Here is a 24,674-nt window from a genome sequence, read left to right as displayed (position 1 = left end):
ACTGTTGTATTTCTCTTAGTTAACTAGAATTTCATCTAAAAATAACCAGGCTCCACCTCCATTTGGGGTCTTTGCCAGGGGCTCTACAGTCACCCGAATAAATTGAATGCCTTTTCTGGTCTCAAATTTCAGTTTAAAATTCTCAATCTTTGCTTCTGAATTGGATTCAAAAGCGCGTTCCATTTTCGCTACATCTTCAAAGGTTTTACCATCCTGAGAAACTTCAACCTGTATTTGTTGTGGAAAATAAATTCCCGTTCCTTGTTCCTCAAGGCTTCCTATAGTTATCTCGCGTACTTTTTTTGCTTTCTCAAGATCTATGGTAATTACCGCAGGATCACCAATCCACCCCTGCCAGCGACCGTCTTTAAAATATTTGCTTCCGCGCAGCACATCTACAAGTGCGGTTTTACCAGTTGACGGATAACTCGCATTGTATTCAAATTTATAGGTAACTGGCTTTGCAACCGCTTCATGAAAGTCAAAATATTTTTGCATTTTAGCACCCATAAGCTTCCCGTCTTCAAAAACTGCTGCACTAACCGAAGTCGTACTATCAAAAGATATAGGGTTGCTGTAAACTTCTGAGTCAGCATTCAACTCTGAATCTCCCAAAGCGAATCTAATTTGAGTATTCGGAAATTCAGATTGCAACGCGATTGTAATTTTACCGGTCTCTAAATTAATCTCTGATTCTGGCTGAACCGCAAAGGCACTTTTTGCATAATTGATCCCCATCACATCAAACCGTTGCATCAGTTTACGAACGCGTTGAGAAAAAGCATTCCAATCCAATTTTTCTTCAGGACTCCACAAGGTTTCAGACAAAGCAAATAGCCGAGGAAACAACATATATTCTGAATGCGATTCTGTAGTAACATATTCTGACCAAAGATTGGCCTGACCGCCTAAAACGTGCTTCTTCTGCTCCACGCTCATAGAATCTATCGTCGGGCGAAATTCATACACTTTTTCTAACGGAAGAAAGGCATTAAACGCCACCGGCTCGTTATCAGGATTACCCTGATAATAATCAAAATACATATAACTCACCGGTGTCATGATCACATCGTGCCCAGCTTTTGTAGCTTCCCATCCGCCTTGAAACCCCCTCCAACTCATCACGGTTGCTTTTTCAGGTAAACCACCTTCTAAGATCTCGTCCCAACCAATTAAGGTTTTGTTGTGCTCGCTTAGAAAGCCCTCCATACGTTTCATAAAATAGCTTTGCAACTCGCCGGTATCAGCAAGATCTTCTTCTCGCATACGCTGCTGACAATGCGGACAAGTTTCCCAATTTGTTTTTGTCGCTTCGTCACCTCCCACATGAATATATTCATCAGGAAAAAGTTCCATTACTTCAGTCAAAACATCTTCTAGAAATTCAAAAGTAGATTCTTTTCCTGCGCAATAAATATCGGTTATAGGCCACACGCCGCCAGACGGAACCGCAATAGGCTCGTCTTTACAAGACAACCACGGGTAAGCAGCAATCGCGCTCATCACGTGGGCAGGCATTTCAATCTCCGGGATCACGCGAATACCTTTATCGCTGGCATAAGAAACAATCTCTTTAATATCTTCTTGGGTATAAAATCCCCCGTAAGTCGCTTCGTTTTCCGGATCATTTTGAGTACGCGCGTTCCAAGGTTTATTTTCCTGATCTACCCGAAAACCGCCAACTTCAGTAAGCTTTGGGTATTTTTTAATTTCGATTCTCCAACCTTGATCATCTACCAGATGAAAATGGAAGGTATTCAGTTTTAAAAAAGCCATTCGATCTAAATGCTTTTTGATGTATTCTTTCCCAAAGAAATGACGGGAAACATCTAAGTGACTTCCACGATAGGGGTATAGCGGAGTATCGGCAATACTCACATTAGGAATATAAAGTTTAAGATCTGAAACTTTAGAACTGCTTTCAATCGCTGCAGGAAGCAACTGACGAATGGTCTCTAGCCCATAAACAAAACCCAGTCTAGAATTGGCTTCCAGAATTACTTTTTCACGCGTAACATCAAGTTTGTAAGCTTCTTCTTCAAGCTCAGTATTTTGCAACAATTGAATGGTATTTTCATCACCGGTGTTTGATATATCTAATTTGAAACCTGCAGACTTCTCAAACAAATCATTTAAAATCCCGGTTACCACCTGCAAACTATCATCAGCAATTACAAATTGTGTGTGAGCATCTATTTTAAAACTACCGGAATTTAACGTTAAAGATTTAGGCTGCGGAATCAAAACCAGATCATTTTGTGTAAACGACGGATTCTCTTTTTCGGCACAGCTAATTAAGACTGAAGCTACAACGACAACTACTAGTTTAATCCATTTCATATATTTTGAATTCTATTTTTACCCTTCAATTTTTAAGAACTCGGCTCTCTCAATTAAGATAAAAAGCCCGGACATTTGCCCAGGCTTAAAAGCAAAGCCAATCGGCTTTTTTAGTTTGCTGCTTTGATCACTGCAAGTTGCGCATCTGTAAGCGCGTTTCCGTCAAAGAATGCCGCTCCTTTTGCACCGTTATCTTTTGCGAGTTGAATTGCTTTCTCCAAATCTTCCGGACTCATTTCCGGAACATAAATACCGGTGTGTAACTCGGTATCGGTTCCTTCAAGGTCCTTTACACCTTGACCGGTTGCAAACCCAATCCAGTCTATTTCTTCATTATAAAAGTTGTGGTAGATCATAGGTAAAACCACATCTATATTCCATTTATCCCAACGCTGACGCACCATATGGTCTGCCATTTCTGGATACGGAAAAACCGCTCCTGTTAACAACTTTCCGTTTTTATGCGCCACTTCATAAGCCTCATCAACCACCGCTTTGATCTGATTTAAACGGAATTGCTTCCACTCCATATCAATCGCTGTATTGTGTGACTCTAATGGGTTTTTGTGATGCTCTTCTTCAAATTTAGCAATACACGCATCGCAATAACAGAAATCAAATTCAGGAAGCTCAGTATCTTGTACCAAATCATATTTAGGCAATAAACCTATGGGCAAATAAACATCAGGATAGCGAATGTAATCCAGGTGAAAACTAGTAATCCCTTCTACCTTACTCATTTTGTCGACCAGGCTCAAGACGTGCTCACGTGATTCTTTACGTGTAGGACATAAAAACTGATAATAGTCTACATAAGGGCGCTTTTCAAAACTCGATTCACCGTTGCGATTAACCACATACCATTCGGGATGCTTCATAGCGATACTATCTCCCGGGCGGTTCATCGTAAACATCCAGGCGTGTACTTCGAGACCTTCGGCAGTTGCTAAAGGTGTCATACGCGCCAGCAAATCTGCATCTGCATTGGTGTTGATCAACACCGCATCAAGACCGTTAGCTGCATATTTTTTAAACTCTTCAGTATACGATTCATCAGTTCTTGAAGCATCGGCGGTCATCCACGTCCACAATTTAAAATCCTCAGAGACTTCAGCTGTTTTTTCGTTCTCTTTTTTGCTACCTGCAGGATGTATATTATCTATGCAAGAAGTTGTAGCCACTACTGCTACAAGTATTAAAAATAAGTGTTTAAATTTCATAGTATTATTGATTTATTTCTGAATATTTCCCGTCTTCTCTAATGCTATACAGCTTACCCGAAAATGGACTTTTTACGGTTATCACCCAACCTTGACTGTAGTTTTCTAGAGATGGGATAAGTTCTTTTCCTTCAAGGTCAAAACGGGTTGTACCAATTGCTTTTAAATCTGTTGCCCAAGATTTATGAGTTGACCAATACGCTTTTTGAGCGCGGTAGGATTCGTATAATTTCCAACGGATTTGCTCATCCTGCGGAATACTAAAGCTTACTTTTTCTGAAACTGGTTTTGATGAGAAATACACATACCCCCAATGCTCAGGCTCATGCATATTGATGACTCCTTGTGGAGACCAAACCCAGTTGTATTCTGGTAAAAAATTACTCGATTCATCTTTTTTACGGCTGTAAACTCCGTTATCCAACTCATGATCCCAGTTAACCCGAGAGAAGTTAATACGCCAAAACTTCTCTACCGGCAATTCATTACTACCACTAGCTTCTTTTAAAACTTCCCACGGCATCGCGATCTCTACACTCCAGCTTTTATCTATATCAGAAGCATCATTCAACGTTCCATTTATAGAAACCGCTGTTTTTAACCCCTGTATATCCCAGCTGTCTAGAACCGGAGCTGATTCCCGATAGGGTTTCACCAACAGTAAATCCCATACCGTGTTGAGCGCATTCATCTCAAACTCATAGTAATTATGGGTATCGCCATCAGGATCTATAAAGATCTCAAAGTCATTATTGTAAAAAATAACGGTGTCGCGTTGCTTTAAAGTCGCCCAGATATGCGGCTCTTTCAGCTCTGCATAGAAATACAGATTCTCATCATCCCAAAGTATTTTTACTTGCGTTTGATACTTTGGGATTTTGACGCCTTCTATGTCTATAAATGATTCTGAAAAAGGTGCCTCTTTCCAAACTTCCTCATTAGCCTTACCATCTATCTGAAGCGGCATATCTATGTGATGCGCTACATAAGAACGTGGTGGCGTTTGCTGGGCAAAGCCAAAAAATCCTATCAAAAGAAGCAGAAGAGCAATCCTGTTTTCCATCATTTATAAACTATTATTTTTTACGAAATCTAATATTTCGCTCAATTTACCAAAAGCCACCGAAGTTACCGTATCTGCAGCCCCATAGTATAAAGCAACTTTATCTTCTTCTACTGAATGTAAGGTCGCACAAGGAAACAAAACATTAGGTACATCTCCCACCAACTCATAGGGTGCTGCCGGTCCCAATAAATAAGGTTGACTTCGGTATAATACGTTGTCCGGACTGTCTTTATCTAAAATTGCAGCTCCTACTGAATATCTGAAACCGTTACAGGTATTGATCACCCCGTGATAAAATAACAACCAACCTTCGTCAGTCAAAATAGGTACCGGCCCTGCGCCGATCTTTGTACACTGCCAGGCACTTTCTGTAAACGGAGCTACCTTCATCACACAACGGTGCTCGCCCCAATATTTCATATCTGGACTGTAGCTGATGTAAATATCTCCAAAAGGTGTATGCCCATTATCACTTGGGCGGCTCAACATGGCGTATTTTCCGTCTATTTTCTGCGGAAGCAAAACACCATTACGGTTAAAGGGAAGAAAGGCGTTCTCACACTGAAAGAATTCTTTAAAATCAAACGTGTAACCAATTCCTATAGTTGGCCCGTGATAGCCATTACACCAGGTAATCCAGTACCGGTCTTCAATAAAACAAACCCGGGGATCGTATTTGTAATCAGACTCGAGCATTTCTGTATTTCCGGCTCCAAACTCAATAGGATCGTGATTGATATCCCAGTTGATTCCGTCTTTACTAAAACCGGCAAAGATATTCATCTGCACCGCCTTGTTATCGCATCTAAAGACTCCGGCAAATCCATCTTCAAAAGGAACTACAGCAGAGTTAAAAATACTGTTAGAACTCGGGATCGCGTAACGATCTATAATAGGATTTGCATCATAACGCCACATCACATCTGTGCTGTTTGCAGGTCTCTCTTGCCAAGGAATTTGCGTTGTACTCATAAAAAAGGATTCTATTTTTTAGCCTAAAAAGGCGTCTATTTGTTTTATTTAATTTTCTAGTTTTTTGACTCTATCAAGCCATGTAAATTTTAGAATAAGGCTGGTTAATCCAAAAGCCAATAAACTAATTGCTGTTTTTTCATAATCACGAACTATCAGGAAAATAGGCAGTAAGATCATACTAGATTGCCAGACGATTCCCACCAGACAGTTAAACATATCCAGCCCAAAATCTTTGTTCTTCCCTACTTGCTCTTCTGCTGTTAATTGCTCACGCACCGGTTTCCACCACCCCCACGGATGCACCGAAGTGTAAAAACTCTTCAAAGTCGCTAAAGCTGTAGGCGGAGTTAACCAAGTTCCTAAAAACGAACCTACAAGTGAGAATATTAAGATCACCGGAAATAAATAAATTGCCGGAATATGTGAATACCAGTACAAGAAACTCCCTTCTGCATAACTCGATGCGCCCTGATCTATCAAAAACTGAAGCGTGGCAATGATCAACCCGCTCAACATTCCCCAGAAATATCCCCAGCCGTTAAAACGCCACCAGATCCATTTTAAAAAGTTAGCAGCCACATAACCCCCGTAAAGCGAACTTGTGATCCATAAGGTAATCGAGTTGATTGAATCTGCAAAAAAGCCCATTATCACACCTAAAATAACCACGGCAAAAGAAGCGACGTGGCTTGCTTTAACATAGTGCTTATCAGTTGCTGCCGGTTTGAAATATTTTTTATAAATATCGTTAACAATATATGCAGGTCCTGCATTTACAAAGGCCGAGAAGGTAGACATAAAGGCTGCAAGAAGCCCCGCTAACAAAAGTCCTTTTATTCCTACGGGTACGTGATTATTAATAACCTGCGGAAGAATCACCTCTAAGTCGTTACTGCTAATTCCTCCTGCTTTTACTAGTTCTGGAGCGATATAGACCAACCCTAAAATCACGATTGCCGCAATCATTAAATATCTTGGAATGAACAAAACCAAATTTGTAAAACCACTCATATAAGCAGCATCTTTTGCCGTTTTGGTCGATAAAATACGTTGCATATCATAACTAGGTGTAGGACCGGCGATACTTGCAAAAAACCCTTTAAAAAGGCTCATCCCCACAAAAGCGCCAAACATCTTATAGCCTTGGGTATCTATCAGTTTATTAAAGCTTTCAAAGTCACCCTTCCAGAAGGCAGGAAGTTCTGCACCAAAACCTATATTAGTCCATTCATTAGGAATCAATGCCGTGATCTCTGCATCGGTAAACTTAAAAAAGGTATAGCCTGCAACGAGTATTCCCGCGAGCACCATAATACCAAACTGTAAGACTTCGGTAGAAACCACAGAGAACATCCCACCCTTAATGGTATAAATCGTAGTTAATACGATAATTATAAGCGCATATACCTGTTCAGAATTTAACAACATAAAATCATTGATGACAAGGCTCACATCCCAAGGAAGAATAACCGTCATAAATTTACCTACTCCTTCAAAGAAATACGCTATAAATCCTACCGAGGCAACAACTGCAAAAATGGCAACAATCAGGTGAGAAGCACGCCCGGCTTTATCATCTCCAAAACGAGATAAAATCCACTCAGAACCAGTCATTACATTAGATCTTCTGATCCAGACGGCAAGAAACATCATCACAAAGACCTGATTAAAAATGGGCCACATCCACATAAACATAAAACTCTTTACGCCGTAGAGAAAGAGAATCCCCACCATCCAGGCAGTCCCAGACACATCAAACATCCCAGAACCATTACTCAGCCCCAAGTAATACCACTTGATACTTTTACCACCTAAAAAGTAAGAATCTAAACCCTTTGAAGCTTTTTTAGCCACATATACACCAATCGCAATGGTAAGCAGCAGATAAAGCGCAATAATTATAACATCAATACTATCCATATTATTCTGCCTGCGTGACTACACCCCAACTTTTGTTAGGCCTCGCTCCCATTACTAATTTAAGTTCACCACCGGCGATAATTTGCTTGTGGGTGATACTGGTTTGGTTAAAATCTTTCCCGTTAAGAGTTGCTGATTGTATGTAAAAATTCTCTTGAGAAACCCCCTCAGCAACTATGGTAAAGGTTTTTCCGGAAGGAAGGTTAATTGTTGATTTCTCATAAACCGGACTCCCTATTTCATATGCCGCACTTGCCGGATTAAACGGGTAAAGCCCCATAGAACTCCATACATACCAGGCAGACATCTGTCCCGCATCTTCATTACCACTCAAGCCATTAGGCGTTGTGTTGTATTGTGTTTTTAAAATCTGATTTATCCAGTACTGTGTTCTCCAGGGCTTGCCTGCACGGTTAAATAAATAAGCGATATGATGACTAGGCTCATTGCCATGAGCATATTGACCAATTAAGCCAGAAATATCATTAGAAATATGATCCCCGGTGATCTCAGAACTCTCTGTAAACAATTGCTCAAGCATTGCTGTAAATGGTTCTGAACCGCCGTGAAGCTTTATAAAATTATCAGTATCGTGAAGTACAAACCAACTGTGTTGCCACGCATTCCCTTCGGTATAATCTGTATTCTCGCGGTGTCTTGAAAACTTAGGATCAAAAGGCTCATGCCAGGCTCCTGCAGAAGATTTACCACGCATAAAACCGGTCTCAGGATCGTATAATTTTTCATAAGATCTGGAGCGCTCAGCGAAATACTCATAATCTTTATCGTGACCCAGTGCTTTAGCCATTTGTGCCACACACCAGTCGTTGTAAGCGTATTCCAGGTTAAAAGTGACGCTTTCGTCAATTTTATCATAAGGAATATAACCGTACTCTTTTAAGAATTTAAGCCCGCGCTCATCACGCATTTGCGTGTTTTTCATCGCTTCAAATGCTTGCTCCGCATCAAAACCTTTTATTCCCTTAAAATAGGCTTCAGCAATCACAGGTATTGCGTGATTACCCGTCATGGTGTTGGTTTCATTTCCGTAGAGTGTCCATACCGGTAAACTCTTATGTACTTGGTAATACATCAACATCGAATTTACAATGTCACTTACTTTTTCGGGCTCTAAAAGAGTTAGTAGCGGATTTTCGGCACGGAAAGTATCCCAAAGAGAAAGTGTGGAGTATGCTGTAAAATCTGCTTTTATAATACTGTCATTCTCCTGACGAAACTCTCCATTCACATCACTAAACGTTACCGGAGCAATCTGTGTGTGATACAATGCCGAATAAAAAATGGTTTTTAAAGAATCTGTAGGTGTCTCTACAACAACATGCTCTAATTGATCTTCCCAAAGTTTCTTTGCATCCGTTTTTGCAGTTTCAAAATCTGTAGTTTCAGAAACCGCAAAATTTTCTTTAGCATTTGCTAAACTTACCGAAGAAACCGAAACTTTCACGATCACATCGCGGCTTCCGTCAATATTGAAAAAGAATTGCGCTGCGGTAGTTTTTCCGGCAACGCTATCTGCAGCAACAACTTTTTTATCTTGAATCAAATTGTGACGAGCAATAGGTTTAGAGAACTCTGCAACAAAAAACACTTTTTGATTTTTTGCCCAGCCGGTACTGTGGCGGTATCCGCTTATTGTGGTTTCATTTTCTATTTTGATAGCGGTTTCTGTAGGCGCATCCCAATTAATCGCAAAGCCCAGATCAAGTACTACTGATGCTTCACCTGCACCCTCATAATTGTATTGCTGATAACCGGTTCTCTTTGTAGCGGTAAGTCCTACTTTAATCTGTGGATCTTCTAAATAAACCGAATAATAACCGGGTTCTGCGCGCTCGCGCTTATGGGAATATGTTGATGCGTAGGGACGATCCTGAGGATTTTCATAGGTTCCGGTAAGGTCTAATTCTTCTGCTACCGGCATAAATAAGATATCAGCAAGATCACCAATACCTGTGCCGCTCAAATGTAAATTGCTAAAACCGGACACTATAGAATCCGAGTAGTGATAACCTGAGCACCAGTCCCACCCGTTTCTCCCATTATCAGGACTTACCTGTACCATCCCAAAAGGTACTGTTGCACCAGGATAAGTATGCCCGTGACCACCGGTACCGATAAAAGGATCTACAAAAGCTGTAAGATTTAAGTCTTCTTTTTCGTTAGAAGAAGGTTCCTGATTTTCTTTACACGAAAAAAGTGTAATTAAACCCAGTAAAAAAATTGTTTTAGTTAACATTTGTACGCTTATTTTAGCCCCTAACGGCATAATATGTTAAGATTTTTAATAAATATGTGATATATTATCGCGGTCTTTGTCTTTTATTAGACAAACAACAGTTCTGAAAAGCTAAACGGCTCAAAACCCATCTTTAGATCTATGCCTATAAGTGCTTCATTTAAAAATAATTTTCTGCTTAATGCTAATACCGGCTACAAAGTAAACGTGACGCATCACGCTATTTTCTGGTTGGTTTATTTCCTGTTCAACTTTTTACGTTGGGGCAGTTATTACAACGACTACCTCTACTCGTTTAAAGCAAACCTACTGGGTTTTCCCATACACATGTCTCTCACCTATTTTACGGTGTATGTGCTCATTCCCACTTTTATTTATAAGCGGAAATACATCCTTTTTTCACTGAGCCTTATCGCTACTATTTTTGTTATGGTGATCATAAAATATGAGCTCACCTATTTTTTAATAAGCAATAATGTGTGGCCCGAAGGACCCGAGGAAACCACTAGCTTAAACACCAATTATGTGATCGTTATGATGCTTGGGGAATTGTATGTAATCTCATTTGGAGCAGCCATTAAGATCACGATAGACTGGCTTAGAGAACGACAACTTGCCGCAAATTTGGCTAAGTCAAATCTGGAGACTGAATTACGCTTTTTACGCTCTCAGATCTCTCCTCATTTTTTCTTTAACACCTTAAATAACATTTATTCTCTAAGCTTAGAAAAGTCTGAAAACACACCGGAAACGATCTTAAAGCTTTCTGACCTGATGCGGTATTTACTTTATGAAACTAAAGAAAAACGACAATCACTCAATAAGGAAATTAAGTTCATCAAGAACTATCTGGACCTGGAACGCATCAGATATAACAAAAAGCTGGATCTTAATTTTGATGTAGAAGGAAACACGAAAGGAAAGAAAATCGCTCCCATGCTCCTGATTCATTTTATTGAAAACGGGTTTAAACACGGAGCAAGTAAAAATATTGGTGATGTAAACATCTCTATACATCTTAAGATTGATGAAGATTTTCTCTATTTTAAAATGAGTAACACCCTGCCTCAAAAGGACTTAAAAAACAACCTAAATGAAGCCGGAGGGATAGGTCTTGAGAATGTTGAAAAACGACTTAAATTGGGCTATAAACCCGAAGAATATGACCTCAGGATTTTTGAAGCCGACGGCGCATATAATGTACATTTAAAATTAAAATTATTATGAACCTAAGATGTGTAATCATAGACGATGAACCCCTAGCCATCAATGTGATTAAAAATCATATTGCACAGCTAAAAGGTCTCGAAATCATTCAAACTTTTGATAATGCCATAGACAGTCTTGAATTCATCAGAACTACTGAAGTAGACTTACTTTTTTTGGATATCAACATGCCTGTTTTAGACGGATTGAGCTTTTTAAAAAGCCTTGATCAAAAACCTATGGTTATTCTCACCACTGCCCATGAGGAATATGCCGTACAAGGTTTTGACCTTGAAGTATTAGATTATTTGGTTAAGCCCATCCCACTGCCTCGTTTCTTAAAAGCAACAAACAAGGCCCTGGCTAAAATACAGGAAGCTCCTAAACCAATTGTTGAAAATAACAGCATATTTGTAAAAGTTGATAAGAAAAAAATGAAGAAAATATATCTGGATGACATTCTTCTTGTGGAAAGCCTCAAAGATTATATCAAAATCATCACCACGACCGTCAACTATGTTGTGCACCAGACTTTAGGTAGTTTCACAGATGAATTACCAAGCTCTCAGTTTGTGCGTATTCACCGCTCTTACACTGCAAACATAAAACGGGTTGATGCTGTTGAAGGCAATAGTGTTGAGATTGCAAACAAGCGATATACCATAGGGCGTAACTATCTCGAAGATGCTAAAAACGCAATTCTTAAAAACCAATCCAATAATTAAAATGATTAATTACACGCACATTTAAAAAGACTCATTTTAAGAAATAGAGTAGACCTAAAGAGTTAACAGTTTTCCAAAACTTATTTTGCTATTTTTGGTTAAAACTATAATTGTATGAATTACATTCAACGCATATACTTGTTTATATGCTGCTCGCTACTAGCACTTAGTGTACAAGCTCAGGATCAGGTTTCAGCACAAATCATAAAGGAGCGGGACTCTCTTTTACTCAACCTCAACAAACAACTTGAGGATAATGCTGTAAAACTAAAATCACTTCAGGGAGAGTTCTCAGATCTCAACCCCAACCGCACAAGTCAGCGACTGGGAAGTTTAGACAGTATCATTTCTAAACAAGAAAACCGAATCACACTACTTGAGAATTCCAGAAAAATTCAGCTTAAATTAAACGGTCAACTTGCTTTTACCGAGTTGATGAGTATTCACCGCGATATCAAACCCAGCAACCTGCTTCTTTCATCTCAAGAGTTCTTCAGCAAAATTGCTGCGATTAATAATCCTATGAATTACCCGGCTTACGAAAGTTGGTTTAAAGAATATCAAGACTGGTACGAACGCAAAAAAGGTAAAGACAACTGGATGGACCTCATCAATAAAAGCATCACATTATTGAATGAGCCCGCAAGCAACGTACCGCTTTACGGTTCGTTATATCAAACCTTTTCTACCGGAATTACTTCGGCATTAGAGATCGTAGGTGGGGCTGGCAGAGACTTACGAGATAAAACGCCTCAAATGCTCAATGTTCTAAACACAGCGAGTCAATTTAGTCAACAACAGAGCATTATAGATAATGAATGGAAAAGCATCAACGAAGAACTCAATAAGCTAGAAAACGAATATAACAGACTACTTGAAGAGCAAGCTAATTATTACGGACTTTCCCTGAGTGCTGTAAAGCAATATCAAAATGCCACCTTAGACAGTGAGCGAGAGCTCATAAAAAACAAGTTTAGAAAAGCAATTAATGATAAAATTGCCGCCTGGGAGGCGCAGCATAACAAAAACTGGCTTACCGAAGTAGAACGTTTTATGGTAAAAACGCAATCGTTACGTCAACGTTTTGGACAGCTCACCTTACGTATGAAAAGTAATATTGCCAAATACAAAGAGTTGATTACTCAGTTTTCTAAAAATGACAATTTTGCTGATGAATTCCGAACCAAACTTAAAGAATTACAAAGCAGCATAGATCAGGTTGACGCCAATTTTGATGCGGTTTTTAACCCTTCGAAGTATATAGAAGACTCTGCTGTGATGTATATTACACAATAATTTAAAAAACTTCAGTTATGAGAACGCTTAAAAAAGAAGATATCAAGCAGGAAGTTTTTGATTTATATGACGCTTATGCTCACAACAAGCTGGAGCGCCGGGAGTTTGTAGAAAAGCTGTCTCTATTTGCCGCAGGAAGTGTGACCGTACCAGCCTTAATGAGTTTTCTGATGCCCGATTATAAAAACACGATGCTGGTAGATCCTCAGGATCCCAATCTGGATTCTAAGTTCATCACCTACGATTCTCCAAAAGGAGGCGGTGAGATCAAAGCCTTACTTTCAAAACCCAAAGACGCCACCCGAAAACTGGGAGGTATTGTGGTGGTTCACGAAAACCGCGGACTCAACCCATACATAGAAGACACTGCACGAAGAGCAGCACTTGATGGTTTTATTACCCTTGCGCCAGACGCTTTGAGTCCGTTAGGAGGTTATCCCGGCAATGATGATGAAGGTCGTGCGATGCAACGCAAACGGGATGGTGCAGAAATGCTGGAAGATTTTATTGCAGGATACGAATTACTTAAAAGCCATCCTGAGTGTAACGGAAAAGTAGGTGTGGTTGGTTTTTGCTTTGGCGGTTCCATCTCCAATATGATGGCAGTCAAAGTTCCTGACCTTTCGGCTTCAGTACCTTTTTATGGTGGGCAACCCACTGAAGATATTGATCAGATTCAAGCTCCGCTTTTATTACAATATGCCGGTCTTGACGAGCGCATTAACAGCGGCTGGCCGGCTTATGAAGCCAAGCTAAAAGAATTCAACAAAGAGTATGGGATGTTTATGTATCCCGGCATAAACCATGGGTTTCACAATACCACGACTCCTCGTTACGACGCAGAAGCCGCAGAACTTGCCTGGGAACGTACCATAGCGTTTTTCAAGGAGCACTTGGGGTAATTTACTTAGCATATCTCATACTTAACATTCAATTTAAAAATCGCAATACACCGAGCGATTCACTTTCATTTATTAGTCAGAAAGCGCTATTAGTCGAATTAGTTCTCATGTTTTAAGATGCTTTATCATATTTATAGAACGCTATAAAACAACCATCTCATGAGTCTAAAATTTCTAGTTGTAAAAACCTGTGTCTTTCTGCTTTTTAGTATTCACATTGCACAAGCTCAAAACCGGTATGAATTGAATTCAGATTGGTTTTGTAACCCTATAAAAGAAACCAAAGCAAACGGCTATCAACTTTCTAAAACTTCCTATAAACTAAAAAAGTGGATGCCGGCTACCGTACCCGGAACAGTGCTAACAACACTTTTAAATAACGAAGAGATACCCGATCCTTTTTATGGGATGAATAATGAGAAAATCAAAGATATCTATGATACCGGTCGGGAATATTACACCTACTGGTTTGTTAAGGACTTTAAAGAAAGTGCTAAATCTGGAGAACAGGTTTGGCTGAATTTTAGAGGAATTAATTATAGCGTTGATGTTTTTATAAACGGAGAAAAAGTAAACAAAGAGCTTTTTAAAGGAATGTACCTACGGAAGCAGTTCAACATCACAAAATTATTGGCTGCTAATGGGGAGAACCGTTTAGCTGTTTTGGTACATCCGGCGGACGCCGTGGGTAATCCTAACGGCGGTCAGGGTGGTGACGGCACTATCGCCAAGGGTGTAGCCTTACAATATACCGCAGGCTGGGATTGGATACAGCCTGTACGCGATCGCAATACTGGTATTTGGGATAAAGTTTTTATTGAAAAAACACAGGCTGTTAATTTAAAAAATCCACATATAGTGACATTGGTCCCTGGAAAACGTACTCCCGGAACAGAACAAAAACCCGCTACTATTCAAGTGTCAGCAGAATTGCAAAACACACAGGCAACCCCCATTAGCGGAACTCTTCAATATGAATTAGACGGAAAAACTATAAGCAGCCCGGTTACACTTTCCGCAAATGAGATCAAAGAAATTTCCTTACCTGATTTTACTTTAGAGAATCCTAAATTATGGTGGCCAAATGGCTATGGAGAACAAAACCTGTATGACCTTGACCTGAAATTTTCTATAAACGGAACGGTTTCCGATAGTGAAAAATTGAGCATTGGTGTGCGTGAAATACAAACCAGTTGGAACGAACATACCCGAAGCAAGCAAATAGCTGTAAACGGTCAAAAATTATTTATAAAAGGCGGAAACTGGATTATTTCTGACGCTATGCTTCGATTCTCTCAAGCACGTTACGATGCAGAGATTCGTTTTCATAGAGATATGAACCTGAATCTAATCCGTATTTGGGGCGGTGCCTTACCCGAGCGACCTGAGTTTTATGAATCTTGCGACAAATACGGGTTGCTCGTTATTCAGGATTTCTGGATGTCTGGTGATTGCAACGGGCGCTGGGTAGACCCGATGAAAAAAGAAGATCAGTGGACGCGCAGGCAATATCCTGATGATCATGAGCTCTTTATACAATCTGCAACAGACGCCGTTAAAATGTTACGCAACTATGCATCTCTTGCCATCTGGTGCGGTGGTAACGAGATCACTCCACCGGCAGATATTCTAAGCGCTTTAAAAGATTCTATTCTGCCTAAATACGACAATACCCGCTGGTTTATAGACTATTCTAATTCAGACGAAATGTCATATAATTTTAAAGGCGGAAACGGTGACGGCCCTTACGGAATACAAAACATACACAACTTTTGGGAAGAGCGTACTTGGCCTTTTAATTCTGAAATTGGCTCGATAGGAACCGGTGATGCAGTTTCTTTAAAACGCTTTTTACCGAAAGAAAATCAGGTAATCCCGCAAGAATTAGAAGGCACTGAAAAAGTAGAAGACAAGGTATGGAGCTACCATAAATATATTGACTACGCCAATTTTTTAGAACCCTATGGCACTCCTACAGATATGGAAGATTTCGCGACCAAAGCACAATTAGTAAACTACAACCAATACCGCGGTTTGATAGAAGGTTTTTCTTCACACATGTGGGACTGGTACACCGGTGTGATCATCTGGAAAACACAAAATCCTTGGACTGCATTACGCGGGCAGATGTATGATTATTATCTAGATCCTAATGCGTGTTTATACGGTTTACGCAGTGGCAGCGAACCGATACATGCAATGTACGACCCTGTAAAACACAACATTATGATCGCCAACAACTCGTTTGAACAACAACACGATCTGATGTTACGCCTTACCGCTTATGATATGGAAGGTAATAGTAAACTGATCACTCAGGTTTTTAATTATATCGAACCTTCAAGTGTGCGCCAGATTATGTCTGTTGAAAGATATATTGAAGAATTAGGCACAGAAAACGGGATATTTTTATCGGTACAATTACTCGATGTTAATCAGGAATTAGTGAGTGATAATTTTTACTGGTTACCCGATGCTACCGGAAACTATTCGGGTTTGCAGAGCCTAAAAAAAACAAGCCTCACGGCTGAGGCAAAAAAGACTTCTGCTACGCAAATTGAACTTATACTTACTGTTCCTGAAGAAAATACAGTTGCCTTTTTTAACAGAATATCATTGATTGACACTAAAACCGGTGAGCGGTTGTTGCCTACATTTTTCAGTGACAATTATGTTTCAGTAACACCGGGTGGTAAAAAGAAAATCACGCTGAGTTATGATAAACTAAAAACTACAAGCGCACAAATAGAGATTGAAGGTTGGAATGTGCCGAAGCAGATGCTAGACATAAACTGATTTTAAAAACAATACTAACTTTTAAAAGCCGGCAGAACGTCGGTTTTTTTTACACCCAAATTTTAACCTCAATTTAAAACAGAAAAAACCCACGCTGCCTAACTTTAAGAAAAAACAAACATCATGAAATTTAATTATGTAGGCGATACCGGACTCATGGTATCTGAGTTGTGTTTTGGCACCATGACCTTTGGCGGTGAAGATGCCGGAATGTGGGGCAAGATCGCATCTGTAGATCAGAAAGGAGTTAATGAAATGTTGAAAGCCGTGCTGGATAGCGGAATCAATTTTATAGATACCGCAAACGTGTATTCTTTCGGGCAGTCTGAACAACTTTTGGGTCAGGGACTCAAAGATTTAGGAACCAAAAGAGACGATGTCGTCATTGCGACTAAAGTGTTGGGACCCATGAGTGAAAAACCAAATGATGTAGGTCTTTCACGCTATCATATCTTCAATTCGGTAGATGCCAGTTTAAAGCGTTTGCAAGTAGATCATATTGATATTTTATACGTCCACGGGGTAGACCCTAAAGTTCCGGTAGAAGAAATTTTACGCAGCTTAAATGACATTGTTGCAACCGGTAAAGTACGTTACATTGCGATTTGCAACTGGCCGGCCTGGATGGTTGCAAAAGCACAGGCCATCGCAAAGCACAACAACTGGCAAAAGTTTATAGGTCTGCAATATTTTTATTCTGCGGTCACCCGCGATATAGAAACCGAATTGGTGCCTATGGCAGCAGATCATAACCTGAGCATTTTCCCGTGGAGTCCGCTTGCGGGTGGTTTCCTTACCGGAAAGTATTCCCGAGAAGGAAGTAGTGAAAAAGGATCGCGCCGGGCAGATTTTGACTTTCCGCCCATAGACAAGGGCAAGGCTTTTGACCTGGTCGATGTGATGCAGGATTTAGCTAAAAAACATAATGTTTCTGTAGCAGAAATCGCGCTGGCGTGGGTGCGTCACCAAAAAGGAGTGACCAGCACCATTATAGGAGCAAAAACGCTCAAACAATTGCATTCGAATATAAAATCGACGGAGATTGATTTAAGTAAAGAAGATCTTGATAAGATAGATGCTGTTAGCAGCAAACCACATTTTTACCCGGGCTGGATGGTAGAACGTCAATCTGAATATCGAAAGTAAAAAAGGATCACAAACACAAAACCTCTGATGTGAGTCAGAGGTTTTTCGTTGTATAAAATGAAAGCGCAAAGTATCCGGACTTCCTTTTGAAAATGAAAATTTAAAATAAGGAAGATCTGTTTTTTCTAAAATGACAGGTTATTTTTTTACACTGTAAATTTATATACCATATTGGGTGTTCTATAGTCTAAAAGATAAGTATAATCGCAATATATTATGTAGATTACTGCATTGTTGTAGCTCTCTTAGCGTATTGCAGGCTATTAAAGGTCCTCTAGAGATAGAACTCGTCTTTTGCATGCCATTTTCGCGTTTTTGTAGCAATGGCTCTTCTGTGTGATACTGCTTTTTATGTTATTTCAAACTTTATCATATTCGTTTCTATCTTCTTTTAGTTGTAACAAAATATTCTGCAAATCTGACCCCCTTATTTCTTCTTTTCAATCTGATTTAAATATTTTTTTTATTGACTACTGTATCAGGATTTTCATTAATTAGTATGTAATTATATTTTGGTTCATTATTAAAAGAAGCTAATAAAATCAAAAAGAGGAATTGGATTATTTTTTTCATTGGTGTTTGTTTTGGTTCTGACTGTTCCCAAATTACTGGCAACTCGTTATATCAACACTTTAAAGTTTCGCTTTGAAAATCTTAGAAGCAGCCTACAGAATATAGTAATCCATTAAAAATACAGCTACTTCAGTATTTAGATTTTAAAGGGTAGAACTATACCCGGATTAAGACCTTCACAATAGAGCAAAAGACGGCAAAACTGGGGCTCAGGCAGGGCAACTCCCAGGCAAAGCCTAGGCATCCCCTAGGATAGTGTATGAAGAGTGTATGAAAACGGTATTTCAAAAGAGTAAATTTAAGATTTCCTTAACAGGATGATGAATGCTCTCTTTTGTGGCAAATGTCTTTCAAACTCGTGACTAAAAAAACTGATTCTTTTTAAGTCATTCTTTTAAATATACCACTTTATCTTTCTCCGCCTGAACCAAACGCTCGTAAAGCTCTACAGCTTTACCTAATGGATTCAAGTTATAGGTATGTTATGCTCCTATAAGACCTTGATTAACACTATTATCACTAAAACTATTGAAATAATTAAATACAGCTTCATCAGAAAAATTAACAATAGCCTCCTTCGTTACGTCAAGTACTTTTGCCACTTCTTCCAACTTCGCATCGTTCAGGGTTTCACTTTGTTCAATATGCAAAACGCTCTGCTCACTGTTACCCAATTCGTGAGCCAGAGCTTCCTGCTTCATCCCGCACAGTTCGCGTATTCGGAGATTTTCACTGCCATAGTTGTAATATTTTCATGCTCATAATCCGTTGTAAAACACTAGGCCAAATGGGTCTTGTACTATACAGTCAGTCTAGTCCGGAACTGCCGGTAACTTTCTAAAAATCAAAACTTAAACAATGACAACCTATTTAAATATTCCGTGTGATTTTGACCATAAAGAACGCTTAGCACAGCTTTCGCACACAATTTCAAATGCAGGAGATTTAAGTTATTATTTTCTTACAAGTTTTATCGATCTGAATATAGATCCAATCCTAATGAAATCTTAGCTCTTCCGAGGACAAAAAATTTATAATTAACCGGGTCTCTGTAGATATCTTATTCATAACAATCTAAAATAAAGAGTGGTCTTAATTCAAATGAATAAAAAGATGAAAAAAAGTTTAAAACAAAAAAACCTCTGATTTTCATCAGAGGTTTCTTGTTGTACAGGCGGAGAGACTCGAACTCTCACACCTTGCGGCACTAGATCCTAAGTCTAGCGTACATTTGCCCAAACAGCACCAAAGCCACTCATTTTCAATTGATTATATAATATGTCATTTTCTTTGATATCATCTAATATCAATTGATTTCAACATTTGTTGTACCTATGTTGTACCCAGAGAAACTAATAAATTTGTATCTTTAGGGAAACTTTTTGGTAAACTAAACATTCAAAATTGAATGTTGTACCTATGTTGTACCTGATTTGGCTTTCGTACGCAAAACTAGGTCAATTATGTCATCAAACGCTAAAATAGTTCTTCGCAAAAAGCCTAATAAAGAAGGCTTGTATCCTCTTGCCATACGTATTACAAAAAATCGTCGCTCAACATACCAATATATAGGTCACTACATTGAATTGGAAGATTGGGATGAAAAGAATATTCGGGTTAAGAAATCACACATAAATTTCAAAACCTTGAACAATTTGTTATCCTTGAAACTTTCTGAATTAAACAATGCTCTTATTACGCTTCAATCCGAACAAAAAGATGCTTCTGCCAATCAAATTAAGAAGGAAATATATTCCTCCGGTATCAATGCTTCATTCTTTGAATTAGCACAAGAACATCTTGACGATTTAGAAAGTACAGAAAAGCTAAATCGTTTATCTACTGATAAAGCGTGGTTGAGCTTTATTATAAAATATCACAATTCGAAACAATTGTCTTTTCAAGAAATTGATGAACGTTTTCTTAAAAAACTGATGTTAACTTTAAAAGTTAAGTACTCCCTGTCTGAAACCTCAATAATGAACATTTTGGTATTTGTAAGGCTATTATTTAACAGAGCAATTAAATACAAAATTGTAAGCAGAGAATTATATCCCTTCGGTGGCGATAAAATAAAAATCAAATTTCCTGAAACTACCAAAGTCGGACTAAATATTTTAGAGATTCAACAAATTGAAAATTTGATAAATCTCAAACCTTCTGAAATACATACTAGAAATGTTTGGCTTTTTAGTTTCAATTTTGCTGGTATGAGGGTTTCTGATGTTCTACGAACCAAATGGTCAGATATTTATGATAACAGGCTGCATTATAGAATGCATAAAAACGCAAAACTTCTATCATTAAAAATTCCTGAAAAAGTACTAAAGATTTTAGACCAATATAAAGATGATAAAAGAAGTGATGATGATTTTGTTTTCCCTGAATTGAAAAAGGCAGACCCTGAAAATGCGAAAGATTTATATAACAAGAGAAAAACTGCTACAAAGAGGTTTAATGACAATCTAAAATCAATCTCTAAAAAGGCTAAAATAAATAAGAAAATAACGATGCACATAGCACGGCATAGTTTTGGAAATATTGCTGGGGATGCCATTCATCCGTTGATGCTACAGAAATTATATCGCCATAGTGATTTGAAAACCACCTTGAACTATCAAGCCAATTTCATCCATAAAGAGGCAGATGATGCATTGGATAGTGTTATAAACTTTTGAGGAAATAAATAATTGAAGAGCGGATATTTTATTGCTATAAGTAGTTTAGCATATTCAAAATATCCGCTCTTTACGATTTTCAATTACAGATTTAATCTCTCCTAAATAGAAACTAATTTTTAATTGGATTTGCTAATTTTTGATTGAAGCATTTAACTAACATTTTATAAAGTTCTGGATGTTTCTTTTTGAGCAAATCTGGGCGCTCGAAGAAATATTCTGAAGCTACTGCAAAGAATTCTGCTTGGTTTGTACCACCATATTTTCTGATATCAGAATGGTTGTCGTTTATGGCTTCTATTTCCTTATGAATTAAATTCAGCCAAGGTATTGCATATTGATGTTCTAATAATCGCTCTGGAACGCCATCTGTTCTATCATCCAGCTTATCAATAAGGTGTACAAATTCGTGTATGCCTGTATTGCTTTTATCTGTTGTGTTTCTAAAACCGTGATACAATGCTTTTTTAGATAAAATCATTTGTTTCTCAAAACGTCCGTTCCCGACTATCCCACCAATATTGCGCGAGTTATCCTTACTGCTAAATTGCATATCTTCATTAAAATTATCTGGGTATAAGAGGATTCCACTTAAATTAGTGTAATGCCATTCTTTAAAGCCGAAAACAGGAATTACCGCACTTGCTGCAATTAAAATTTTGTCTAATTCTTCCAATTCAAACTGCACGCCATCTATATAAACCTCACTTAAAAACTGCATCATTTTTTGTTGAAAAACAAGTTGCCTGCCTTTTGAAAGATTTTTATAATAAAGAACATTCTCCATTAATAATTTGTGCCAATGCTCTGGAAATGGCTTTACGCTATGCCGTTTCTCTTTTCGATAAAAATGAATAGCAAACAGAAGAATCACAACCAAAATTAAAATATAAACCATATTATAGCGAGGTATTAATCTACAGGTTCCGCTTTAAAGCCTACCTTTTGCAAGGTAGCCTTTACATCTTCTTCTGAAGCACCATCGCTTTCTATGGTTAAAATTTTATCAGGATTAGCGGTATCCACTTCCCAACTTTCGACACCTTCTTGCTTGTTTAAAAAAGGGGTCACTTTTGATACACAACCACCACAATTGATATTTGTTTTAAATTTTAAAGTTTTCATTGTATTTGAATTTATAATTAATATTAAAGTTTTACTCCTTTAAGCCTTAAACTATTTAGAACTACAGATACGCTACTGAAAGCCATTGCCATTCCCGCAATCATTGGGTCCAATAAAAATCCATTTACGGGATACAAAACGCCTGCTGCAATTGGAATACCAATAAGATTATAAATGAATGCCCAAAATAGATTCTGACGTATGCCCAACACGGTTCTTTTCGATAGTTCCAAAGCTTTGGGAATAGATTGCAAATCTGACGTTATCAATGTCATTTTCGCGACGTCCATTGCTATATCAGACCCTTTACCCATTGCTATACTTACATTGGCCTGTGCCAAAGCGTGCGAATCGTTGATACCATCGCCCACCATTGCGACTATCTTTCCATCAGCTTGCAATTTTTCAACAAAAGCTGCTTTCTGTGAAGGCATCACTTCTCCTTGGTAATTTGTTATTCCTACTTGTTTTGCGACAGCAGATGCGGTTTTATTGTTATCTCCAGTAAGCATATAGACTTCGATGCCTCTGTCTTGAAGTGTTTCTATAGCTTTTTTTGAAGTTTCTTTAATCTTGTCAGCAATGGCGAGTATCGCCAGCACTTGTTTTTCATTGCCAAAGAAAATGACCGTTTTAGCCTGCTCTTCGAGACTTTCTGCCGTTTGCATTAAGGAAGCGTCGATTTGAATATTCTTTTCAACCATTAGCTTATGGTTTCCAACATAGTATTTTGAACCATTTTCTGTTTGAGCTTTTACCCCCTTTCCTGTGATACTTTCGAAGGAAGCCATTTCAGTTTGTTCAACATTTTCATCTTTTAAGTGGTTGACTACAGCCCCTGCCAAGGGATGTTCTGACTGTGCTTCGATAGCCAAAAGAATTTCCTTGTAATCGTTCTGATTTTCAAGCTTGTCCTTCCAAAGTATGTCGGTTACCAAAGGTTTTCCTTCAGTAATCGTACCCGTTTTATCAAGGATTACTGCATTCACTTTATGGCCAAGCTCTAAACTTTCGGCATCCTTTATCAAAATATTATTTTCAGCGCCTTTACCGATACCCACCATAATGGCAGTAGGTGTGGCCAATCCCAATGCGCAAGGACAAGCGATAACCAACACGGCTACAGAAGTTAATAAGGCTTGTGAAAAACCATTATCGCCTCCAATTGATATCCATACAATAAAGGTAATAATGGAAATAGCCAACACAACGGGAACAAATATTCCAGCAATTTTATCGACCAGTTTCTGAACAGGCGCCTTGCTTCCTTGAGCTTCCTGAACCATTTTAATGATTTGTGATAGTAAGGTTTCTCCACCTACTTTTTCGGCAGTAAATTGAAAGCTCCCTTTTTGATTTACCGTGCCTGCAAATACTTTTTCATCAGTTGATTTTTCTACTGGAACAGGTTCTCCCGTAATCATACTTTCATCTACATACGAGCTTCCCTTGGAAACTTCTCCATCCACAGGAATCTTTTCTCCGGGACGCACCAAAATGGTCTGGCCAACTTGCACGGATGAAATAGGAATTTCCTTTTCTTCTCCATTCTCAATGATTTTAAGGGTTTTAGGCTGAAGACCCATTAATTTTTTGATGGCTGAAGACGTATTGGATTTTGCCTTTTCTTCCAATAGTTTCCCCAAGGAAATAAAGGTTATAATTACCGTAGCCGCTTCATAATAAACGTGAGGTTCAATACCACGACTCAACCAAGATTCTGGAAAAAAGGTATTGAATACACTAAAGATAAAAGCGATTCCTGTGCTCAAAGCTACCAAGGTATCCATATTTGCTTTACCGTGTTTGGCTTGCTTGAAAGCATTGATGAAAAAGCTACGACCGAACCAAAAAAGAATTGGAAAAGTTAACACCAAAGAAATCCACTTACCTGGTTCCCATTGCATAAAAAACATTCCTAATACAAAAATGGGTAGCGTAAGTATAGCCGACCAGATAGTACGGCTTTTTATGTCCTGATAATGTTTTTGCTGAAGTTCTTGTTGTACTTCCGAAGGATTTTCTGTATCTATAATAATATCATAGCCTACCTCGCGAAGTGCATTTTGAAGTTGATTAGGACTCAACGCTTTGTCGTATTCCACAAGAACAGAACTATTAGCGAAATTGACGCTGGCATCAAACACTCCTTCTGTGTGTTTTAAAACAGATTCAACGCTCGCTGCACACGATGCGCAGGTCATTCCCGTAACAGGAAATGATTCTTTTATTCCCTGTTTTTGCTTCTTTTCTTTGGTTTCAAATATGTTGATTGTCTCCATAATCGTATTCATCTTAATACATCACAAATTTTAGGATTTAAAGTTTTTAATATATTACGTTATATGCTGAATGAATTGTAGAATTTGCTTGTTAAGGGTCACCAATATGTAATTTTCCCAAGTTTCCGATACAAACAAGATAACTTATACCCGATTTTTTATAAAAC

Annotated in this window: 17 protein-coding genes and 2 pseudogenes; 9 read left to right on the top strand and 10 right to left on the bottom strand. The window is 38.5% G+C overall.

From position 1 onward, the window contains the following. Positions 1-15 precede the first annotated feature (15 nt). From DSM02_RS14475 to DSM02_RS14450, 6 genes are all read right to left on the bottom strand, one after another. Positions 16-2,340, bottom strand: coding sequence for a glycoside hydrolase family 20 protein (locus DSM02_RS14475; RefSeq protein WP_128766281.1), 2,325 nt, complete (start codon positions 2,338-2,340; stop codon positions 16-18). Between the two features lie 110 nt (positions 2,341-2,450). Continuing rightward, positions 2,451-3,560 carry a glycoside hydrolase family 10 protein gene (locus DSM02_RS14470; RefSeq protein ID WP_128766280.1) on the bottom strand — a complete coding sequence of 370 codons (1,110 nt, stop codon included), beginning with the start codon at positions 3,558-3,560 and terminating at the stop codon, positions 2,451-2,453. Positions 3,561-3,564: 4 nt separating this feature from the next. Beyond that, positions 3,565-4,626 carry a carbohydrate-binding family 9-like protein gene (locus tag DSM02_RS14465; protein ID WP_128766279.1) on the bottom strand — a complete coding sequence of 354 codons (1,062 nt, stop codon included), beginning with the start codon at positions 4,624-4,626 and terminating at the stop codon, positions 3,565-3,567. Then, complete coding sequence (locus tag DSM02_RS14460) at positions 4,627-5,598, bottom strand: glycoside hydrolase family 130 protein (protein WP_128766278.1); 972 nt, start codon at positions 5,596-5,598, stop codon at positions 4,627-4,629. It abuts the gene before it with no gap. Positions 5,599-5,646: 48 nt separating this feature from the next. Then, a complete protein-coding gene (locus tag DSM02_RS14455; RefSeq protein WP_128766277.1) occupies positions 5,647-7,521 on the bottom strand; it encodes a sodium:solute symporter family protein in 1,875 nt (624 codons plus the stop codon). 1 nt (position 7,522) lies between these two features. Beyond that, positions 7,523-9,778, bottom strand: coding sequence for a GH92 family glycosyl hydrolase (locus tag DSM02_RS14450; protein ID WP_128766276.1), 2,256 nt, complete (start codon positions 9,776-9,778; stop codon positions 7,523-7,525). A 141-nt stretch (positions 9,779-9,919) separates the two neighbouring features. Here DSM02_RS14450 and DSM02_RS14445 point away from each other — a divergent pair, with 141 nt between their 5' ends. From DSM02_RS14445 to DSM02_RS20810, 7 genes and pseudogenes are all read left to right on the top strand, one after another. Beyond that, positions 9,920-11,005: a sensor histidine kinase gene (locus tag DSM02_RS14445; protein ID WP_128766275.1), complete on the top strand. Its 1,086-nt coding sequence runs from the start codon at positions 9,920-9,922 to the stop codon at positions 11,003-11,005. Continuing rightward, entirely contained in the window at positions 11,002-11,709 is a 708-nt protein-coding gene (locus DSM02_RS14440) for a LytR/AlgR family response regulator transcription factor (RefSeq protein ID WP_128766274.1), read from the top strand. Before DSM02_RS14445 ends, DSM02_RS14440 begins: the two co-directional genes overlap by 4 nt. Before the next feature lie 114 nt (positions 11,710-11,823). Continuing rightward, a complete protein-coding gene (locus DSM02_RS14435; RefSeq protein ID WP_128766273.1) occupies positions 11,824-13,005 on the top strand; it encodes a protein kinase family protein in 1,182 nt (393 codons plus the stop codon). 17 nt (positions 13,006-13,022) lie between these two features. Continuing rightward, on the top strand, positions 13,023-13,907 hold the full coding sequence (locus DSM02_RS14430) for a dienelactone hydrolase family protein (RefSeq protein ID WP_128766272.1): 885 nt from the start codon (positions 13,023-13,025) through the stop codon (positions 13,905-13,907). A 159-nt stretch (positions 13,908-14,066) separates the two neighbouring features. Then, a complete protein-coding gene (locus DSM02_RS14425; protein WP_128766271.1) occupies positions 14,067-16,703 on the top strand; it encodes a glycoside hydrolase family 2 protein in 2,637 nt (878 codons plus the stop codon). A 123-nt stretch (positions 16,704-16,826) separates the two neighbouring features. Then, entirely contained in the window at positions 16,827-17,849 is a 1,023-nt protein-coding gene (locus tag DSM02_RS14420; RefSeq protein ID WP_128766270.1) for an aldo/keto reductase, read from the top strand. A gap of 1,052 nt (positions 17,850-18,901) precedes the next feature. Continuing rightward, positions 18,902-19,054 (top strand): annotated as a pseudogene (locus tag DSM02_RS20810) (hypothetical protein); the annotation flags it as partial. A gap of 3 nt (positions 19,055-19,057) precedes the next feature. Here the strand turns inward: DSM02_RS20810 and DSM02_RS20805 are convergent. After that, positions 19,058-19,123: pseudogene (locus DSM02_RS20805) on the bottom strand (transcriptional regulator); the annotation flags it as partial. A 157-nt stretch (positions 19,124-19,280) separates the two neighbouring features. Between DSM02_RS20805 and DSM02_RS20415 the strand changes: the two are divergent. Together DSM02_RS20415 and DSM02_RS14405 are read left to right on the top strand one after the other, a co-directional pair. Further along, complete coding sequence (locus DSM02_RS20415) at positions 19,281-19,433, top strand: hypothetical protein (protein ID WP_164918322.1); 153 nt, start codon at positions 19,281-19,283, stop codon at positions 19,431-19,433. A 452-nt stretch (positions 19,434-19,885) separates the two neighbouring features. Next, positions 19,886-21,100, top strand: a complete 1,215-nt coding sequence (locus tag DSM02_RS14405; protein ID WP_031427482.1) for a site-specific integrase — start codon at positions 19,886-19,888, stop codon at positions 21,098-21,100. A 112-nt stretch (positions 21,101-21,212) separates the two neighbouring features. Here DSM02_RS14405 and DSM02_RS14400 read toward each other — a convergent pair whose 3' ends face one another. From DSM02_RS14400 to DSM02_RS14390, 3 genes are read right to left on the bottom strand one after another with little or no spacing between them, the layout of a single operon-like run. Then, positions 21,213-21,998 (bottom strand): M90 family metallopeptidase, encoded by a 786-nt coding sequence (locus DSM02_RS14400; protein ID WP_031427481.1) that lies wholly within the window; start codon positions 21,996-21,998, stop codon positions 21,213-21,215. Positions 21,999-22,012: 14 nt separating this feature from the next. Further along, positions 22,013-22,225: a heavy-metal-associated domain-containing protein gene (locus DSM02_RS14395; protein ID WP_028376586.1), complete on the bottom strand. Its 213-nt coding sequence runs from the start codon at positions 22,223-22,225 to the stop codon at positions 22,013-22,015. 23 nt (positions 22,226-22,248) lie between these two features. Continuing rightward, positions 22,249-24,507: a heavy metal translocating P-type ATPase gene (locus DSM02_RS14390; RefSeq protein WP_031427480.1), complete on the bottom strand. Its 2,259-nt coding sequence runs from the start codon at positions 24,505-24,507 to the stop codon at positions 22,249-22,251. Positions 24,508-24,674: the final 167 nt, after the last annotated feature.

Source organism: Leeuwenhoekiella polynyae (assembly GCF_004104075.1).
Classification (GTDB): Bacteria; Bacteroidota; Bacteroidia; order Flavobacteriales; family Flavobacteriaceae; genus Leeuwenhoekiella; species Leeuwenhoekiella polynyae.
The sequence above is the reverse complement of the archived record's forward strand: the minus strand, read 5'-3'. Positions and strand labels throughout refer to the sequence as shown.

Bases quoted from the DNA above. Each gene is read 5' to 3' on its own strand.
- DSM02_RS14475 (WP_128766281.1), bottom strand. From the start codon at position 2,340: ATGAAATGGATTAAACTAGTAGTTGTCGTTGTAGCTTCAGTCTTAATT.
- DSM02_RS14470 (WP_128766280.1), bottom strand. From the start codon at position 3,560: ATGAAATTTAAACACTTATTTTTAATACTTGTAGCAGTAGTGGCTACA.
- DSM02_RS14465 (WP_128766279.1), bottom strand. From the start codon at position 4,626: ATGATGGAAAACAGGATTGCTCTTCTGCTTCTTTTGATAGGATTTTTT.
- DSM02_RS14460 (WP_128766278.1), bottom strand. From the start codon at position 5,598: ATGAGTACAACGCAAATTCCTTGGCAAGAGAGACCTGCAAACAGCACA.
- DSM02_RS14455 (WP_128766277.1), bottom strand. From the start codon at position 7,521: ATGGATAGTATTGATGTTATAATTATTGCGCTTTATCTGCTGCTTACC.
- DSM02_RS14450 (WP_128766276.1), bottom strand. From the start codon at position 9,778: ATGTTAACTAAAACAATTTTTTTACTGGGTTTAATTACACTTTTTTCG.
- DSM02_RS14445 (WP_128766275.1), top strand. From the start codon at position 9,920: ATGCCTATAAGTGCTTCATTTAAAAATAATTTTCTGCTTAATGCTAAT.
- DSM02_RS14440 (WP_128766274.1), top strand. From the start codon at position 11,002: ATGAACCTAAGATGTGTAATCATAGACGATGAACCCCTAGCCATCAAT.
- DSM02_RS14435 (WP_128766273.1), top strand. From the start codon at position 11,824: ATGAATTACATTCAACGCATATACTTGTTTATATGCTGCTCGCTACTA.
- DSM02_RS14430 (WP_128766272.1), top strand. From the start codon at position 13,023: ATGAGAACGCTTAAAAAAGAAGATATCAAGCAGGAAGTTTTTGATTTA.
- DSM02_RS14425 (WP_128766271.1), top strand. From the start codon at position 14,067: ATGAGTCTAAAATTTCTAGTTGTAAAAACCTGTGTCTTTCTGCTTTTT.
- DSM02_RS14420 (WP_128766270.1), top strand. From the start codon at position 16,827: ATGAAATTTAATTATGTAGGCGATACCGGACTCATGGTATCTGAGTTG.
- DSM02_RS20415 (WP_164918322.1), top strand. From the start codon at position 19,281: ATGACAACCTATTTAAATATTCCGTGTGATTTTGACCATAAAGAACGC.
- DSM02_RS14405 (WP_031427482.1), top strand. From the start codon at position 19,886: ATGTCATCAAACGCTAAAATAGTTCTTCGCAAAAAGCCTAATAAAGAA.
- DSM02_RS14400 (WP_031427481.1), bottom strand. From the start codon at position 21,998: ATGGTTTATATTTTAATTTTGGTTGTGATTCTTCTGTTTGCTATTCAT.
- DSM02_RS14395 (WP_028376586.1), bottom strand. From the start codon at position 22,225: ATGAAAACTTTAAAATTTAAAACAAATATCAATTGTGGTGGTTGTGTA.
- DSM02_RS14390 (WP_031427480.1), bottom strand. From the start codon at position 24,507: ATGGAGACAATCAACATATTTGAAACCAAAGAAAAGAAGCAAAAACAG.